The 18,226-nt window shown below is 50.6% G+C and carries 19 protein-coding genes; 14 read left to right on the top strand and 5 right to left on the bottom strand.

Annotation, left to right across the window (positions count from 1 at the left end):
- Positions 1 to 3: 3 nt before the first annotated feature.
- Positions 4 to 1,149, bottom strand: coding sequence for a MalY/PatB family protein (locus tag BL249_RS02915; RefSeq protein ID WP_099704467.1), 1,146 nt, complete (start codon positions 1,147 to 1,149; stop codon positions 4 to 6).
- A 90-nt stretch (positions 1,150 to 1,239) separates the two neighbouring features.
- Between BL249_RS02915 and cutC the strand changes: the two genes are divergently transcribed.
- From cutC to BL249_RS02880, 6 genes are all read left to right on the top strand, one after another.
- Positions 1,240 to 1,995, top strand: coding sequence for a copper homeostasis protein CutC (cutC, locus tag BL249_RS02910; RefSeq protein WP_099704466.1), 756 nt, complete (start codon positions 1,240 to 1,242; stop codon positions 1,993 to 1,995).
- Between the two features lie 1,692 nt (positions 1,996 to 3,687).
- Positions 3,688 to 4,140 (top strand): lysozyme, encoded by a 453-nt coding sequence (locus BL249_RS02900; RefSeq protein WP_099704464.1) that lies wholly within the window; start codon positions 3,688 to 3,690, stop codon positions 4,138 to 4,140.
- A gap of 291 nt (positions 4,141 to 4,431) precedes the next feature.
- Positions 4,432 to 5,157 (top strand): scabin-related ADP-ribosyltransferase, encoded by a 726-nt coding sequence (locus tag BL249_RS02895; protein ID WP_099704463.1) that lies wholly within the window; start codon positions 4,432 to 4,434, stop codon positions 5,155 to 5,157.
- Positions 5,158 to 5,166: 9 nt separating this feature from the next.
- Positions 5,167 to 5,520, top strand: a complete 354-nt coding sequence (locus BL249_RS02890) for a hypothetical protein (protein ID WP_099704462.1) — start codon at positions 5,167 to 5,169, stop codon at positions 5,518 to 5,520.
- 514 nt (positions 5,521 to 6,034) lie between these two features.
- Entirely contained in the window at positions 6,035 to 6,901 is an 867-nt protein-coding gene (locus BL249_RS02885) for a hypothetical protein (protein ID WP_099704461.1), read from the top strand.
- Positions 6,902 to 7,024: 123 nt separating this feature from the next.
- Complete coding sequence (locus tag BL249_RS02880; RefSeq protein ID WP_099704497.1) at positions 7,025 to 7,648, top strand: LysE family translocator; 624 nt, start codon at positions 7,025 to 7,027, stop codon at positions 7,646 to 7,648.
- A 70-nt stretch (positions 7,649 to 7,718) separates the two neighbouring features.
- On the opposite strand, the gene cmoB is transcribed toward BL249_RS02880, so the two are convergent.
- The 4 genes from cmoB to BL249_RS02860 form a co-directional block, all read right to left on the bottom strand.
- A complete protein-coding gene (gene cmoB, locus BL249_RS02875; RefSeq protein WP_099704460.1) occupies positions 7,719 to 8,696 on the bottom strand; it encodes a tRNA 5-methoxyuridine(34)/uridine 5-oxyacetic acid(34) synthase CmoB in 978 nt (325 codons plus the stop codon).
- Entirely contained in the window at positions 8,693 to 9,436 is a 744-nt protein-coding gene (cmoA, locus tag BL249_RS02870; RefSeq protein WP_099704459.1) for a carboxy-S-adenosyl-L-methionine synthase CmoA, read from the bottom strand. The genes cmoB and cmoA overlap by 4 nt, the downstream gene beginning before the upstream one ends.
- Positions 9,437 to 9,580: 144 nt before the next feature.
- Positions 9,581 to 10,021 (bottom strand): GNAT family N-acetyltransferase, encoded by a 441-nt coding sequence (locus BL249_RS02865; RefSeq protein WP_099704458.1) that lies wholly within the window; start codon positions 10,019 to 10,021, stop codon positions 9,581 to 9,583.
- A gap of 275 nt (positions 10,022 to 10,296) precedes the next feature.
- A complete protein-coding gene (locus tag BL249_RS02860; protein WP_099704457.1) occupies positions 10,297 to 10,863 on the bottom strand; it encodes a hydrolase in 567 nt (188 codons plus the stop codon).
- 288 nt (positions 10,864 to 11,151) lie between these two features.
- On the opposite strand from BL249_RS02860, the gene aspS reads away from it, so the two are divergent.
- From aspS to BL249_RS02820, 8 genes are all read left to right on the top strand, one after another.
- Entirely contained in the window at positions 11,152 to 12,954 is a 1,803-nt protein-coding gene (gene aspS / locus BL249_RS02855) for an aspartate--tRNA ligase (RefSeq protein ID WP_099704456.1), read from the top strand.
- Between the two features lie 3 nt (positions 12,955 to 12,957).
- The gene (gene nudB, locus BL249_RS02850) at positions 12,958 to 13,389 is read left to right on the top strand and encodes a dihydroneopterin triphosphate diphosphatase (RefSeq protein WP_099704455.1); all 432 of its coding nucleotides are present in this window, start codon (positions 12,958 to 12,960) and stop codon (positions 13,387 to 13,389) included.
- A gap of 62 nt (positions 13,390 to 13,451) precedes the next feature.
- The gene (locus BL249_RS02845) at positions 13,452 to 14,195 is read left to right on the top strand and encodes a YebC/PmpR family DNA-binding transcriptional regulator (RefSeq protein ID WP_099704454.1); all 744 of its coding nucleotides are present in this window, start codon (positions 13,452 to 13,454) and stop codon (positions 14,193 to 14,195) included.
- Positions 14,196 to 14,232: 37 nt separating this feature from the next.
- Entirely contained in the window at positions 14,233 to 14,757 is a 525-nt protein-coding gene (ruvC, locus tag BL249_RS02840; protein WP_099704453.1) for a crossover junction endodeoxyribonuclease RuvC, read from the top strand.
- Positions 14,758 to 14,833: 76 nt separating this feature from the next.
- Entirely contained in the window at positions 14,834 to 15,448 is a 615-nt protein-coding gene (gene ruvA, locus BL249_RS02835) for a Holliday junction branch migration protein RuvA (RefSeq protein ID WP_099704452.1), read from the top strand.
- A 7-nt stretch (positions 15,449 to 15,455) separates the two neighbouring features.
- Entirely contained in the window at positions 15,456 to 16,460 is a 1,005-nt protein-coding gene (gene ruvB, locus BL249_RS02830) for a Holliday junction branch migration DNA helicase RuvB (protein WP_099704451.1), read from the top strand.
- A gap of 424 nt (positions 16,461 to 16,884) precedes the next feature.
- A complete protein-coding gene (locus tag BL249_RS02825) occupies positions 16,885 to 17,631 on the top strand; it encodes a phosphatase (protein WP_099704450.1) in 747 nt (248 codons plus the stop codon).
- Between the two features lie 13 nt (positions 17,632 to 17,644).
- Positions 17,645 to 18,199 carry a TorD/DmsD family molecular chaperone gene (locus BL249_RS02820; protein ID WP_099704449.1) on the top strand — a complete coding sequence of 185 codons (555 nt, stop codon included), beginning with the start codon at positions 17,645 to 17,647 and terminating at the stop codon, positions 18,197 to 18,199.
- Positions 18,200 to 18,226 lie beyond the last annotated feature (27 nt).

The raw sequence follows: 18,226 nt of genomic DNA, 5'->3' as shown, positions 1-18,226 counted from the left end.
ATATCAGCGGCTGGCAACCGCGGTTTTCATGCGCCTGATGGCTTCAGACAGCAGGTCGCGCGCGCAGCCAAAATTGCAGCGGACAAAGTTATCATCACCAAAATCGCGTCCGGGTGAAAAGCCCAGTCCCTGTTTTTCAAAAAACAGGGCCGGGCTGGCAACCTGCAAATCACGACAGTCGATCCAGCCAAGATAAGTGCCGGCTGGCGACTGCATTTGCAGGCCGGGTATCTGGTTTACCTCGTTGACCAGCAAATCACGATTAGCACGCAGGTAGTCAAGCTGGGCATCCAGCCAGTCCTGACCGTAACGCCACGCCGCGGTGGCGGCGACAATTGCCAGCACATCGACCGAGGGTACGATACCACTGCGTGTTTTATTAAATTGCTGGCGCAGTGCCTCATCCGGGATTATTGCCACCGAGGCACCCAGACCGGCGATATTAAAAGTTTTCGACGGCGAGATAAGCGTGATACTGCGCATTGCGGCATCGTCACTCAGGCTGCCAAAAGGAATATGCTGAGCTCCGGAGTCCAGTAACAAATCGCAATGAATCTCATCAGAACAAACCAGCAGGTTATGACGGCGGGCAAAAGCCAGCTGGGCTTGTAGTTCATCACGACGATACACTGTGCCTCCCGGATTTTGCGGATTGCACAGCATCAGCAACTTTTCGTTGCCCTGCAATTGCGGCGTCAGTGCGGCAAGATCCATCACCCAACGGCCGTCAGCATCTGCGCGCAGCGGGGCATACCTTTGTTCACGGCCGGCCAGCGCGGCGGCGCTGCGAAACGGTGGATAGATAGGTAAAGGTGCAATGGTGCTTTCACCCGGTTGGGTCCAGGCACGGACGCTAAGATTTAGCGCCGTGACAACGCCGGGTAAAATAATTACCCAGTCGGGTTCGATCTGCCACTGATAACGGCTGGCCATCCGTTCCACCACCGTATCAATCAGGGCTGAAGGGGTTTTACCATAACCAAAAATGCCATGGGCAACCCGCTGTTGTAAGGCATCAATAATACAGGAGGGGGAGCGAAAATCCGTGTCTGCCACCCACAGGGGCAGCACGTCGCGACCACCATATTTTGCCCACTTAAGGCTGTCGCTGTGACGACGGTCTATACGTTGATCAAAATTGAATGCCATGATTAATCATCCCGATGTGAGCTTTACTGAGCAGCCTAATATTACTGGCATAAATAGACAACTGACATTGACCCTAATATGGAGATGGCAATGGCAAAACTGGAGATATGTTGCTACGGCGTGGATTGCGCATGGCAGGCAGAAAAAGCAGGTGCCGATCGGGTTGAGCTGTGTGCGGCACCCGCTGAAGGCGGCCTGACACCCTCGGCGGGAATGTTGCGCCAGGCTCGTCAACGATTGACGTTACCTGTGCACCCAATTATCCGTCCACGTGGCGGCGATTTTTGTTATTCCGCCGGGGAATTTTCCCTCATGTGTGATGATATCAGTCTGGTGAAAGAGCTGGGTTTTAGCGGGCTGGTAGTGGGGATACTTGATTATGATGGTCATATCGATATGACGCGAATGCGCAGCCTGATGACGCTATGTGAGGGCATGGCGGTAACTTTCCATCGGGCGTTTGACCTTTGTCACAATCCGCGGCTGGCATTGCAGCAGCTGACCGATCTTGGCGTGGCGCGGGTGCTGACCTCGGGCCAGCAGCAGAGCGCTGAAAGTGGACTACGATTACTTAAGGAACTAACCGAACTGAGTCGCGGTCCAATCATCATGGCAGGGGCAGGTGTCCGGATGAGTAATCTGAGTAAATTTCTTGCTGCCGGGATTAGTGAGCTGCACAGTTCAGCAAGTCAGCAGATAGCGTCGCCCATGCGCTATCGCAAAGCCGGAGTGACCATGTGTGCCAACAGTGAAACCGATGAATTCAGCCGCCAGTGTGTTGATAGCGAGATGGTCGCTGCGATGAAGAATGTCATAGCAACACATAACCTGGCGGTGACTGACTGACCCTTTTAGCCGCGCAGCACGCCGAAATTGACGTGATGTTTGCCCGTACCAGGCCCCAGCATTTTGTTGGGGCTTTTTTTATATTAATCATAAAGCTAATTAAAAAATAATGCGGTGTTATTGTGCGACCTTTACCAGGGGGAGTCGTTGCCTGCTGATGGCTGAGCGTTTGTTCTGATTACCTTCAGACTGCTGGCAAGGGTAAATTTGCAGATTTAAATAAATATTGTTATTGACTTGTCACCACGAAAGTTTTAAGTTTGGCATATAAACAGATATTGTTTTCTGAATCCGCTTTAAATTTCATTCTGTACAAAAAATTGTTCAGCTCGTGGCCGGCTAATTCGGCAAGTGTCCGCAAAGCTGTTTAATAACAAAAAAATCGCATCTTCTTCCCGGCATAGTGATATTTCCGTGTCTATTCTGCTACGCCGGTTTGTTGTTGCCACATTGTCAGTATTATTCTGAATTATTTCATAACTTAGCGGTTTATTTAACTGCCGGGTAGCTAATGGCTATCCCGGTAGGAATTATTGTAAGTTCATCCATGAAAGCAAAATAACAGAACAGGTAACAGCATGAAAGCCAGGCTGTATTGTATTTTTTGTCACCACTTACTGGTAATTGCCAGGCAAAAACTGGCATCCAGGAAAAAAGAAAGTATATGATGAAAAGTTCTGTAAAAACAGCAAAGGAGGCAGGGAAGCCTATTGAGAAATATTACAATAACGTCAAGAAGTGATGGTGATTTTGTATTATGCGAATTTGATCAGCCTGATAATAAATTTGGATGTATAGATGACAACAGATTGTTCGGCTAAGGAAAAAAATTCTCAGGAAAGTAAGTGTATCCTGAAATTACGGCGTCAGAAATTAGCATGGTGTGTGATTGCAAAACGCATGGGGCTAACAATTGATATATACAAATATCTGGCAGTGAGGTCACGTGATGAAACGCCTGTGGTTCGTCCATGATCCTGTGGACAATGAAACCGCTGAGGAACTCCTGTTACGTTACGCATTACGAAATATTCCCACGAACAAAACGCTGGCAGCCGATCCACGTTACTGGCTGGTCAGTGCTTATTTGCCTTATTCTGAGTGGGTACCGCGATGTGACAGGACTTATCAAAACAGAATGTGGAACCGATAAGGGTGAAAAGTACGCCGAAGGCATTATATATCTGGAGTAAACATAAAACATAACTCACTAATAATACAGACAGCCAGATAATAACAGGCTTTAAAAGTTATTGTTTGATCACTGATAATATTTATGGCTTTTTATATCCTGTAAAATAAACAGGCGGTGATTTAAGGTAAGCATAATAATGATAAGGCTCCGCTTATTATAGGGAGGTGTAGGGGGATTTATTTTTTATAATATTATTTTCCTGCTTAATGAGTGGTAGTATTGTTACTGTATGGTTTTTAACTGTAAAGATTTCTGGATATATGTTGAAGCAGTAGACACGTTTTTATCGTTATCTTATGGTTACAACAGGTTGTTGATATTTATTGTTGTGGCCTGATAATGGATAAATTTATTGTTGAATTAAAATGGCAGTCGGGAGAGTTAATTTCTCGCTGTAATAACACCACCATTACTTTTTGCTCAGATATAAACTGCCATACTGGCAATTAGCTTAGCAGAAAATAATCAGGTGGAATAAATGTAAAAAGGAGAAGAATATGGAAATCAGTAAAAATGGAATTGATTTAATTAAAACCTTCGAAGGTTGCAGTCTGGTTGCTTATCAGGATGCAGTCGGTGTATGGACGATTGGCTATGGCTGGACCAATCCGGTGGACGGCGTACCGATTCATGCCGGAATGACTATTACCCAGCAGAAGGCGGATGAATTACTCAAAGAAGGTGTGAAGCAGTATGAAGCGCCGGTTAATCAGAACGTAACTGTGCGACTAAAACAGTTCCAGTTTGATGCGCTGGTTAGCTTTACTTATAACCTCGGTGCCGCTAATTTTATCAGTTCAACATTGTTAAAAAAACTTAATGCGGGTGAAGTACAGGAAGCCGCGGATGAGTTTCTACGCTGGAATAAAGCAGGTGGCAAAGTGTTATTTGGCCTGTTGCGTCGGCGTGCATATGAGCGTGATTTGTTCCTCGGCTATACGGCATCTTAACATTGAGCAGATAAACAGACAGATTGCCGTTATCCGGTAATGGTGATCATCTTTTTATTAATATTACAGGCCCCGTTATTACGGGGCTTTTTTTTACACTGGGAGAATGCATGATTGATTTTTCGGGCATTAGTCAGTTGAATCGATCACAGCTGGTAGTGTTATTCTGTTATATATATAGAGGCTCAGCATAAAAGGAATTTAAGGAGGTGTTATTAAACTTTTTACTACTAAAAGAGAGGGGGGGGTATTTTAATTATTTTAAGGGGTTTTCTAATATGGGAAAATTAAATGGATGCTATATTTAAACACAGATATGGAATAGGTTTTTTATTATCCTTTGCACTTTGTGCTCTGTTTTTATTCTCCTCTCCTGGTTTCGCGCAAACTGTCAAATGGGTCTACCGTGCTGACTCTCGTGCACCAGATGAGATATTTTCACAGGGATTTGTTGCGATGGGGGATAACATAAATTTTGCCGCACATATAAGAGGGCGAAGTACCTATATGGGCTCACGTGACTCGGCGTTTATTGCAACCACCACGGATGATGAGAGGGCGACTGAGCTTGCTGTCATGAGAAGTATGGTTGAGAATCGACCTTATTATGTATATAGAATAAGAGCCAATTATAATATATTCAATGCGGTCGAGACACTGGTGCATATATGGCAGGTACACGGTATTGATACACCACCGGATGATGTTATTGGTCTGGCTATGATGGATTATGAATACTCAGCTTATCAGCGAATAGACAGAGAACAGGTAGAATCGGTTGTGACGGTTACCAGAGATCCTGGGACAGGTGTACCTATATTCACAGGCCACAGTAATGCAAATTTTATTAATAGAGACACGCATGCCAGCTTACAGCCTTTTACGTTGAGTGATAGATTTTCAATTAGCAATGAACCGGCATTTTTAATCAGTGGTCCGCCTGTTATGGCGGCTCAGTTTGAACCAGATAACAACAGAACCGATCATGTTGTTGGCTGTTTTTCATGTATATTTTAAGGGAATAATATGAGTTTTTTTAAGTCCGCATTAGCAACTTTTTCTGCGTTTGTCATGTTTTTTTGTCTGGCATCAAATTGTTTCGCCGGTTCATCTTTGAGTTATATCTGCACTCAACATGGGTTACAATATTATCGGAGTGTGAAAGTCGTTAATCTCATGACTGAATCTTATGATGACGGCTTTGATGTTCAGTTTACTAATAATACGCACATTTACTGGATGCAGTTTGGTGCTGGTTATAATAACCGAATGGAATTATTTAATTTGTTAAAAACCGCTTACCTTACACAAGCACCTATTGACGTTTGCGTTAATAATGATGGGTTGTTTTTTATTGGCGCGAGCATGAAAGTATATTAATTATCAACGCTAAGTTAATTTTCAGGCCTTGCGCAGGCAAGGCCGTTATTTGCTATTGACAACTGTTGTGTAATCTTTAGTTGTTACGCAAAGTCGCAGCCTGACTTTTCTGATATTATGACATAGTTGGTGCTGTATCCTGAAAAAGTGTTTTCAGCCGGTGAACCGGCATGACGGCTCGTCAACCCCTCTTTGCTGTTACCCGCTACGATAACAAATCATCCCATCCAGCCGGAGACGGTCAGCTGCGGCTGGAACGCGCGATCTTATCATCGTCTGCCAGCGGCTTTTAGGTAATATACTCTGATCCGTTTTGCGGACCTTGCTCGCCCTATGCCCTCGATCCGTACAGTATTTTTATTGGCAAGCTGCTTAAATATCGTGGTCAGTGGGGACGCGTTTTATTCGTCATATGTCATCATGATGTATCGGGTCAGACCATACCTGCTGTTTTCACTTCATGCATCAGACGCTGGTGCAGTACACTAATGAAATCGCTGACTGAGGTACCTTTATGTTGCGTCGTGCTGTCACTCTGATTGCTTTGCTGATGGTCAGTGGCTTTGCGGATTCTGCCCGTGCAGCCTGCCAGCCAGATCGCCAGCAAATCAATGATAATAACAGCCTGATTCTGCTGGGCGGTACGGCAAAAGGCGCGCTCAGGCAGTTTGCCATGGGGGAGTTTGGTAAAAATGTTGATTACCAGCGCCGGTTGCTGGGGCAGTTCGATCGCTGTGGCACATTAACCCGGGCGGATTTGAGTTACTATAAGCACGAAGCGGGCGTTAGCGTGAATATGGGACAACGTATTCTGCAGGTAAAAAGTGGCTGGCAAGAGATGTATGAATTATCCGTGGTGGTAGAGCGCGACGGAAAGCCGATGGAAGTGAATCATAAACAAGGGACCGTCAGTTATCGCCGTGATAAAACAGGTAAAATTGTCAGTGCAACCGATCGATTTTTACTGTCGGGAAAACCCGGGTTAACGCAGATTAGCTACCGTTATGATCGGCATCAGCGGCTGAGTAAACGTGTTGCTGAAGGCAGCGATGATAACGTTAACGGTACGATCAACTATGCCTGGAACCGTCGGAATCAGCCGCTGGCGATCAGCAGTGACAGCAGCAAAATGACATTTTCTTATGATAAGCAGGGCCGCGAACAGCGGCAGACGCTGGTAAGTATCAGTGATGTCAGTTCCAGCAGCACGACGGATAACTGTCAGCTATGGGATGATAACGGCAACTGCACGCTAAGCTACAGCCACGAAACCGAAGTGTTTGCTCAGGGAAAAATCCGGCGTAATATCACCTCGGCTTATCGCTTTGAATACTGGCCACCAGAAAAAAAACCGGCCAGGCCGCCTGTGCCGGGTCATTAGCAGCGTTATAGCGCGCAGAAAAATGGTGTGATCCGGAAATAACATAATATTGCCTTTTTTTTGCGCTGCCTGATTTACCCGGCGGGCAGAACTCTGGCATTATGCGGTTTTGCCGGAGTGTTTGTGACCGCTTCTCTGATCTCATTTCTGATTGCAATAACCTTATTAACCCTGACACCGGGCTTTGATACGGCACTTATTTTACGCACCTCGGCTGCGCATGGCTGGCGTAAGGCTGCCATGACTGCCCTGGGGATTAATATGGGGTGTTTGCTATGGGGCTCTGCCGTCGGTTTTGGCCTTGGGGCGTTACTGCTGGCATCTGAACTGGCCTACAATGTGCTGAAAATAGCGGGTGCCCTGTATTTGTTGTGGCTGGGGTTTGGCCTGTTACTACGACCGCGGGCGTCGTTAGCGTCGCCGCAAGCCAGCACGGTGAAGCGTCAGGGTGCCGGCGCATTTTTTATCAAGGGCTTTCTTGGTAATCTGCTCAATCCGAAAGTGGGCATTTTTTACGTTTCATTCCTGCCACAGTTTATTCCCGCTGAGGCATCAGTTGCCCTCTGGAGTCTGGTGATGGCTGCAATCCATGATGTTATTGGCCTGAGCTGGGCGGCGGTATTAATTTTTTCTACCCACTATTTTGCTGCTCAGCTACGCAGGCCGCCAGTGATGAAAACCATGGATCGGATGACAGGGCTGGTGTTTATCGGTTTTGCTGCCCGGCTGGCATTGTCACGGCGCTGAGTTTGTTAGCGGGACGCCCGGCGGTTGGAAAACGTGAGCGCCACGGGTCAGGCCCGCTAGTTTAACGTTATCAGTCAGCGCAGGGTTTACGTGCAATCAGAACCGCCCGTAGCGGTGCCGGGTAGCCTTCAATGGTTTTACGGCTGTCTGCAGGATCAAGAAATTCAGCCAGCGACTCGCTGGTCATCCAGTCAGTACGTCGTTGTTCATCCAGCGAGGTTGGCGCATAATCTACGACCTTCACTTCAGTAAATCCGCATTTTTCCAGCCAGTTTTTTAACGCCCCGGTCGTAGGAATGAAGTAAACGTTACGCATCCGGGCATAACGTTCACCCGGTACCAGCACCTCACTGTCATTACCGTCGATCACCAGCGTTTCCAGCACCAGTTCCCCGCCGCTGACCAGCTGATTTTTTAGCTGTAGCAAATGGTCAAGCGGTGAACGGCGATGATAGAGCACGCCCATGGAGAACACGCTGTCAAAAGCCTCTAATGCAGGCAGCTGCTCAATACCGAGCGGTAAAAGATGGGCACGACGATCATTACCCAGTAGTTTTCTCACTGCCTCAAACTGACAGAGAAACAGTTGCATCGGATCAATGCCAACCACCAGCTGGGCACCGGCACCCACCATACGCCACATGTGATAGCCGCTGCCACAGCCGACATCCAGTACGGTTTTTCCTGTAAGGGGGGATATATGGGGGGAAACCCGCTGCCACTTCCAGTCGGAACGCCATTCGGTATCAATATTAACACCATAGAGCGAATAGGGGCCTTTGCGCCATGGCATCAGCTGGCGTAATAAGGTTTCAATTCCCTGACGCTGGCGCACGCTCAGCTGGGGAGTGTCGGCCGTAACGCTGTGCAGTAAATCGATCGCTTCGGGTTGCGGCTGCGGCAAATGTTCCACCGCACGTTGCCAGCGCGAAAAATGTCCATGCTGCGCTTCGCGCTGCCAGTGACCAAGCTGCGCGGGGAGTGTTTCAAGCCAGCGTGCCAGTGGGCCGCTGGCAATCTGCTGATAAAAAGGGGCGAAATCAATCATGGCTGACTGTGTTCCTTAACCGCCAGCAATGATCCAAAATTAAAACACTGGAACCAGACGCCGGCATGCCGAAATCCGGCATTCGCCAGCCGGGCCTGATGGGTTTCCACGCTGTCAGTCAGCATGACATTTTCCAGCATGCTGCGTTTCTGACTGATCTCCAGCTCGCTGTAGCCGTTAGCGCGCTTAAAGTCATGGTGCATTTCAAACAGTAAATCTCCCACCGTGTGATCAGCAAAACTGAATTTTTCTGACAATACCAGTGCACCGCCCGGATTGAGGCCCGCATAAATTGTTTTTAACAGTGCCAGTCGGTCGGCAGGTTGCAGAAACTGCAGGGTGAAATTAAGTATCACCAGTGAGGCGTTTCCAATCGTTACATCACGGATATCAGCCTGACGAACCTCAACCGGCGTTTCTGCGCGGAACGCGTCAATATGGCGCCGGCAGCGTTCAATCATCGCAGGGGAGTTATCAACGGCAATAATCCGGCAGCCGGCGACCTGGATATTGCGTCTGACAGAGAGAGTTGCCGCCCCCAGGGAACAACCCAGGTCATACACCTGTGAGCCGGCAGTTACAAAGCGGCCGGCCAGCATGCCTATCATTGATATGATATTCGAGTAGCCGGGCACCGAACGTTGAATCATATCCGGAAACACTTCGGCGACGCGTTCGTCAAATGTCCAGTCACCCAGCCGGGCAATTGGTGCTGAAAACAGGGTATCGCGATCAGACATCGTTTCTTTATTTCTTTTACCGGGGAGATTTCACCAGGCGCTATTCTGGCAGAAAGCGCCGCTGGCTGCATCCGTTCTGTCAGTCAGGGTAACGCTCAGGCTGACACGGCTGAACTGACTGATGCCGCACAACGGCTTTATTGGTTACAGCGCCATGGAGTAATTTACATAATCGGTGAGCGTCGCCATTTTATTATACAGTCCTCTTGCCGGGTTACTGGCCTGCGTTATCCAGTGTATTTCCTGCCAGTTATTCGCAATTCCCTCCGCCCGCAGCGCTGACAGTAAGGCTCTGCCAATGCCGCATCTGCGCATTTTATCATCAACATAAAGATTCTCCAGATAACAAATCAGCCTGGTGGTCCAGGCACCTTCATGCAGTACACTTAAGGCAAAACCCACCACGCGGTTATCCACCTCGGCAACCAGACAAAAAAACGATGATTGCGCTGACAGTATGCGCTGCCAGTTGGCATGATTCACATCATCTTCCGGCTGGTTAGCGGATGACGCCACATAGTCGTTCCACAGAGACTGCCAGGATTGATAATCATTTGCGTTAGCTTGACGTACAACAATCGCCATTGTGTTCTCCGGATTTGCAGATTAGGTTACCCGGTTATCCTGGCGCTATAATTAGCAATACTGGCTAAACATTGTCGTAAGCCATTGTAAAGTAATTAACATTTAGTTTTTTCATCTGCAATGAAATCACTGTGATAATCACGCCATCTTTACTGTGGATGACCCGGTTGTCAGTGGATAACCGGGAAAAACAGGGGACCAGGCAATAAAGTCACTGAAAGAGGGCAGGCATATGTCGATCAGCAGGTTGGGCCTGCAGCGGTAGCAAGAGCCGCTCATAGCGCAGCAATAATCTGCTCACACTGACGAACACGGGCAATACGCGGAAAGATCCATTGCAGACTGCTGTTGTGTTGTTCGGTGCTGGCGGCGGCACAGGCATCTTCAGCGATCACCAGATTAAAGCCCAGCTCCCAGGCATTGCGGGCGGTGGATTCCACGCCAATATTGGTGGAAATGCCTGCCAGTACCAGGGTATCAATTCCGCGGCGGCGTAATGTTAGTTCCAGATCGGTGCCATAAAATGCGCCCCATTGATGCTTAATGACTTCCAGATCGCCTGCTTGTTTACCCAATGCGGCCGGGTAATCCCACCAGTTTTCCGCCAGTGCAGCTGGACTGGTTGCGGCATCGACAGGCTGTTTAAGGGCATTGGAAAAATCGGGCTGCCAGCCTACACGAACCAGAATGACCGGCGCCTGGCTGGCACGAAATTTATCCGCCAGTTTTGCTGCACGGCTCACCACTTCTCTGGCGGTATGGGGGCCACCGGCAAAGGGCAGGATCCCTTCCTGAAGGTCTATCAACACCAGCGCGGTTGAGGTGGCATCTAATTTCAACATAGTGACTCCGTGAGCAGTTAAAGAAAGAAAACAGCAGGCTAAAACCTCATTTATCAAACGCGAGCTGGACCGGGGAAGAAAGGATAATTATGTTAACGTTTGTGATAATACGCCGGTGAAGTATTAACTGACAGTATCCGCGCCGCTACCGGCGACAGTCAGGCTCTTATCCTGCCTCAGTTTTTCTATTATACTGGCTGCCTTTTTTGCGGCAGCGTCTCTTCAAACGAAGGACGACAGACACTGGCATGGTTTCATGCCACAGCAGTAAGTCAAAAGGATATCCTAATGCGTACTCTCTATTGCGGACAGCTTAATCTGTCTCACGTTGGCCAGCAGGTAACGCTGTGTGGCTGGGTTAATCGGCGGCGCGATCTCGGCAGCCTGATTTTTATCGATATGCGTGACCGTGAAGGGATAGTTCAGGTGTTCTTCGATCCTGACCGCAAAGAGGCCTTTGACCTGGCGTCTGAGCTGCGCAATGAATTTTGTATTCAGCTGACCGGTAGCGTTCGCGCCCGCGAAGAAAAAAATCGTAACCCGGAGATGGCCACCGGTGACGTTGAAGTTTTTGCCACCGGGCTGACCATTATCAACCGTGCTGAGCCTTTGCCGCTGGATGCCAATCAGACCAACAGTGAAGAAGCCCGGCTCAAATATCGCTATCTCGACCTGCGTCGTCCGGAAATGGCCCAGCGTCTGAAAACCCGGGCGCGTATCACCAGCTTTGTTCGCCGTTTTATGGATAATCACGGCTTTCTCGACATTGAAACACCAATGCTGACGAAAGCCACGCCGGAAGGGGCGCGTGATTATCTGGTCCCCAGCCGGGTGCATAAAGGGAAATTTTATGCTCTGCCGCAGTCTCCGCAGCTGTTTAAACAGTTGCTGATGATGTCCGGTTTTGACCGTTATTATCAGATTGTAAAATGTTTTCGTGATGAAGACTTGCGCGCCGATCGTCAGCCGGAGTTTACCCAAATTGATGTGGAAACCTCCTTTATGACTGCCGGCCAGGTGCGGCAAATTATGGAAAAACTGGTGCGCGAACTGTGGCAGGAGATCAACGGTGTTGACCTCGGCGATTTCCCGGTAATGACCTATGCTGATGCGATACGTCGCTTCGGTTCAGACAAGCCCGACCTGCGTAATCCAATGGAGTTGGTGGATGTTGCCGATCTGGTTAAAGATATTGCATTTAACGTGTTTTCGGCGCCGGCCAATGATGCGAAAGGACGCGTGGCAGCGTTACGTGTACCGGGCGGTGCTCAGCTCAGCCGTAAACAGATTGATGACTACGGCAAATTTATTGAAACTTACGGCGCTAAAGGCCTGGCCTATATCAAAGTCAATGAGCGTGCCCGTGGCATTGAAGGTATCACCAGTCCGGTTGCTAAATTCCTTAATGCCGGCATCGTCGAGGCCATTCTGAGCCGTTGTGCTGCCAGCGATGGCGATCTGATATTCTTTGGTGCCGATCGTGCCAGCGTGGTGGCTGATGCCCTGGGTGCGCTGCGTCTTAAGCTTGGCCGTGATTTACAACTCACCGACAGCAGCCGCTGGGCACCGCTGTGGGTAATTGATTTTCCTATGTTTGAAAGCGATGACCAGGGAAATCTGGCGGCAATGCATCATCCGTTTACTGCACCGCGTGATTTGTCACCGGAGGCATTACGTCAGCAACCGGAATCAGCAGTGGCCAATGCCTATGACATGGTGATTAATGGTTATGAAGTTGGCGGCGGTTCTGTGCGTATTCACAATGGTAAAATGCAGCAGACAGTATTCAGCATTCTGGGTATTGACGAAAAAGAGCAGCAGGAAAAATTTGGCTTTCTGCTTGATGCCCTTAAATATGGCACGCCACCCCATGCGGGCCTGGCTTTTGGCCTTGACCGGCTGGTTATGCTGCTTACCGGCACCGACAACATTCGTGACGTTATCGCTTTTCCGAAAACTACGGCCGCTGCCTGTCTGATGACGGAAGCTCCGAGCTATGCTAATCCGGATGCGCTGGCCGAGCTGGGCATTGAGGTGATGGCAAAGTATAAAGCAGAAAACCGCCAGGGCGGTGGCGCAGGTAAGGCATAGCGCGTGCGGTTTAAGCAGCCGGTATCAGTACTGGTGGTCATCAGCGCCGCCGACAGCGGACGGGTACTGATGTTACAACGGCGCGACGATCCCCGTTTCTGGCAGTCGGTTACCGGTAGCCTTGAAGCGGGGGAATGCCCGCTTCAAGCCGCGGAGCGGGAAGTGCTGGAGGAACTGGCGATTGATATTCGCCGGGAAGGGCTGCAACTTGATGACCTGCATCACAGTATTGAGTTTGAAATTTTTGCCCAGTTCCGGCATCGCTACGCGCCTGAGGTAACCCATAATCGTGAGCACTGGTTTCGCCTGATCCTGCCGCATGAACGGCAGCTTATTCTGAGTGAACACCTGGCGGCGCGCTGGCTGGAGAAAACGGCCGCCGCCGCCCTGACCAAATCCTGGAGTAATCGCCAGGCAATTGAAGTCTTTGTTTAATTGAAGTCTTTGTTTAAATAAATGGCGCAATATCGCCAGAGCATTTTATAGAGAGATACCCGATGGCCGGACATAGTAAATGGGCGAATACCAAACACCGTAAAGCGGCACAGGATGCCAGGCGCGGTAAGATTTTCACTAAAATTATTCGCGAGCTGGTGACTGCCGCTAAGCTGGGAGGCGGCGATGCCGCTTCCAACCCGCGTCTGCGCGCAGCCATGGATAAAGCGTTGGCGAATAACATGACCCGCGACACCATGGACCGTGCAATTGCCCGTGGTGTAGGGGGTGATGACAACAGTAATATGGAAACCATCATCTATGAAGGATATGGTCCGGGTGGTTCGGCGATTATGGTTGAATGCCTGAGTGATAATCGTAACCGCACCGTCGGTGAAGTCCGTCATGCTTTCAGTAAGACCGGCGGTAACCTTGGTACCGATGGTTCGGTGGCTTACCTGTTCAGTAAAAAAGGGGTGATCTCTTTTGCGCCAGGGCTGGAAGAGGACGTGGTAATGGATGCGGCCCTGGAAGCCGGTGCCGAAGATGTGGTGAGCTACGATGATGGTGCCATTGATGTCTTCACCGCCTGGGAAGATCTGGGACAGGTCAAGGATGCGCTTGACGCGGTGGGTCTGAAAGCGGACAGTGCCGAAGTATCCATGATCCCGTCCACCCGGGCCGAGATGGACGCTGAAACTGCGCCAAAGCTGCTGCGCCTCATCGATATGCTGGAAGATTGCGATGACGTTCAGGAAGTGTACCATAATGGTGAAATTTCCGACGAAATCGCCGAAACCCTGTGAGGCGGTCAGATGAGCCGGCAACGGCAGGAGCAGCCTGATGGCGATCATTCTCGGCGTTGACCCAGGCTCGCGCATTACTGGTTATGGCGTTATACGGCAACAGGGCAGGCAGCTGAGTTATCTGGGAAGCGGTTGTATCCGCACTCAGGTGGACGATCTGCCGACCCGGTTGAAGCTTATCTATGCCGGAATCAGTGAAATTATTACCCAGTTCAGTCCGGACTTTTTTGCCATTGAGCAGGTATTTATGGCAAAAAATGCCGATTCGGCGCTTAAGCTGGGGCAGGCACGCGGTGCCGCTATTGTCGCGGCGGTTAATGCCAGCCTGCCGGTGTTTGAATACGCGGCTCGTCAGGTTAAGCAAAGCGTAGTGGGTATCGGCAGTGCGGAAAAAAGTCAGGTGCAGCATATGGTGCGTACTCTGCTGAAATTGCCGGCAAATCCGCAAGCCGATGCTGCCGATGCCCTGGCCGTCGCCATTACGCACTGTCACGTCAGTCAGAATGCAACCCGCCTGAGCGAAACGCGACTGAATCTGGCGCGCGGACGCTTACGCTCCTGATTCAGGCTGGATATTCATCCAGCCTTTTTTATGTTATAACCATTCCACTTCCTCTATATTGCATAAGGTAAATACGGTGATCGGTCGTCTGAGAGGCATTATTCTGGAAAAGCAGCCGCCGCAGGTTGTGCTTGAAGCCAACGGGGTAGGCTATGAAGTGCATATGCCGATGACCTGTTTTTACCAGCTGCCGGCGCTGAATCAGGAAGCGATTGTTTTTACCCATTTTGTGGTACGTGAAGATGCCCAGCTACTGTTTGGTTTTAACAGCAAACAGGAGCGCGCGCTGTTTCGCGAACTGATCAAAGTCAATGGTGTCGGGCCAAAGCTGGCGCTGGCTATTCTGTCCGGCATGTCTGCGCAGCAGTTTGTTACCGCTATTGAGCGCGAAGAGGTGGCTTCACTGGTGAATATCCCAGGGGTAGGCAAAAAAACCGCCGAACGGCTGGTGGTGGAAATGAAAGATCGCTTTAAAGGCATGCATGCCGATTTGTTTGCGCCCGATACTGCCTTTGCGTTAACCAGCGAGTCGCCAGTGACGACCGGTAATGATGCGGAGTCTGAAGCCGCAGCGGCGTTGGTAGCATTGGGCTATAAGCCGCAGGAAGCCAGCAGGATGGTGACCAAAGTTGGACGGCCGGAGGCCGATTGTGAAACGCTGATTCGCGAAGCGCTACGCGCCGCCATCTGAGGTAAGCATGATAGAAGCCGATCGCCTGGTGTCGCCAGGTACCGTCAGTGACGAAGAGATCGCTGACCGGGCTATTCGCCCGAAAAAGCTGGACGAATATGTCGGGCAACCGGTGGTGCGCGAACAGATGGAAATTTTCATCAAGGCCGCGCAGATGCGCGGCGATGCCCTGGACCACCTGTTAATATTTGGGCCACCGGGTCTTGGCAAAACCACCCTGGCAAACATTGTCGCCAACGAAATGGGCGTCAATCTGCGCACGACGTCCGGACCGGTGCTGGAAAAAGCCGGCGATCTGGCCGCAATGCTGACCAATCTTGAACCCCACGACGTGTTGTTTATTGATGAAATTCATCGCCTGTCACCAGTGGTGGAAGAGGTGCTCTATCCGGCGATGGAAGACTATCAGCTGGATATTATGATAGGTGAAGGGCCGGCGGCCCGCTCAATCAAACTGGATCTGCCGCCGTTTACGCTGATCGGTGCGACCACGCGTGCCGGCTCATTAACTTCACCGCTGCGCGATCGCTTTGGGATTGTGCAACGTCTTGAGTTTTATCAGGTCGCCGATTTACAGCATATAGTGGCACGTAGCGCCAGCTGTCTTGGACTGGCCCTCTCCGCTGAAGGCGCGCTGGAAGTCGCGCGACGGGCACGTGGTACCCCACGTATTGCTAATCGCCTGCTGCGGCGGGTGCGTGATTTTGCCGAGGTCAGAGCCGGCGGCGAACTCAGTGGCGAGGTGGCGTCGCGGGCGCTGGATATGCTGAATGTCGATACCGAAGGTTTTGACTATATGGACCGCAAGCTGCTGCTGGCGATCATCGACAAGTTCAGCGGTGGACCGGTGGGACTGGATAACCTGGCAGCGGCCATCGGCGAAGAACGGGAAACCATCGAAGACGTGCTGGAACCTTATCTGATTCAGCAAGGTTTTATTCAGCGTACCCCCCGTGGCCGCATGGCAACACAGCATGCCTACCGCCATTTTGGCCTTAACCGGGACGAATAGCCCATCCGGTTAGCTGTGGCCGATATTACCCGAATATGCGGTTAGTCTTTTTCTCCGGTGGGTTTCAGCCCGCAGCTGAGGGTATTCCCTGCCTTCGCAGGCTGATAATGATATACTGCAAACTTATTTCTTTTCCGGCACGGCACGGCTGAGGAAAAACCGCAATCCTGATCTGGCTATACTTTATTATCCATCGGTTAATATGCAACCAGGGCGCACTGGCCCTCCGCCAGCGTTTTCTGCTGAGCCGCTGGTCTGACTTATAGCGCTGGCTCGTTGTTACGGTCGCAGGAAGGATGCTGCCACTGCGCGTATCAATCGCTGTCTGGTTGTAGCGTTCTGGGCAGTATAGCCAGTGCGGTTACTCATCCTGTCAGCGCCAGGCTGCCTGTTATCCTTGCCGGCAGAACTAAGGAGAATATTTATGCAATACCCGGTTGACCTTCATATGCATACCGTCGCCAGTACCCATGCCTACAGCACGCTGCGTGACTATGTTTTACAGGCGCAGCAGGTAGGCATCAGGCTGCTGGCAATCACTGATCATGGCCCGGATATGGCCGATGCCCCCCATTACTGGCATTTTGTTAATATGCGCGTCTGGCCCCGACTGGTGGACGGTGTCGGTATACTGCGTGGCATTGAAGCGAATATTAAAAACCGGCAAGGCGAAATTGATTGCAGCGGGCCGATGATGGATGCGATGGATATCATCATTGCCGGCTTTCATGAGCCGGTGTTGCCACCGCAGGATAAGCAGGCCAATACCGAGGCGATGATTGCCGCAATGGCCAGCGGTAAAGTGCATATTATCAGCCATCCGGGCAACCCCAAATATCCGGTAGACATTCCGGCTATTGCCGGGGCAGCCGCGCGTTATAATGTGGCGCTTGAACTGAACAACTCTTCATTTACGACCTCTCGCAGTGGAAGCGAACCCAATTGCCGGCAGATTGTTGCGGCAGTGAAACAAGCCGGTGGCTGGCTGGCACTCGGCTCGGACTCACATACTGCATTTACGCTCGGTGAGTTCGGACACTGTAAGCGCATAATGAATGAAGTGGCGTTCCCGCAGGAGCGCGTGTTAAATGTTTCGCCGCAGCGTCTGCTGTCGTTTTTAACGCAGCGAACCGGCAGGACTATTCCTGAATTTGCTGAACTGATCGCCTAACGGACATCGCCCTATGAATGAATTTTCCATTATCTGCCGTGTTCTCGGCTCGTTATTTAACCGTCAGCCGCAGGACCCGCTGCTGGTGCCGCTGTTTACCCTGCTGCAGGACGGTAAGCTGGCGCAGAGCTGGCCGCTTGAACAGGACGATTTACTGACCCGTCTGCAACAAAGTTGCGATCCGCAGGCGCTGGCGACAGATTATAATGCTTTGTTTGTTGGCGAGGATTGCCGGGTGCCGCCTTATGGTTCCCGCTGGCAAAACGGACCGCAGGAGGCGGCAGTGCGCCAGTTTCTGCAGGCTCAGGGAATGCCGCTGAGTGAGGCTCCTGCCGATCATATAGGACAGATATTGCTGGCGGCCTCCTGGCTGGAAGACCAGGATGAAACGGCTGACGCAAACGCCCAGAAAACCCTGTTTGATGATTATCTGATGCCGTGGTGCGGCGCGTTTCTTGGCAAGATGGAAGCGCATGCGACAACGCCGTTTTATCGTACCCTGGCAGCCTTAACCCGTGATGCGGTGCAGGCGATGCGTGAAGAACTGGCAGAGCAGCCTGATGAGTGAAGCCTGCAGACGGTTGCCACCGCGTTA

The organism is Erwinia sp. OLFS4 (assembly GCF_002752165.1).
GTDB lineage: Bacteria > Pseudomonadota > Gammaproteobacteria > Enterobacterales > Enterobacteriaceae > Izhakiella.
This window is presented reverse-complemented; position numbering and strand designations above follow the sequence as displayed.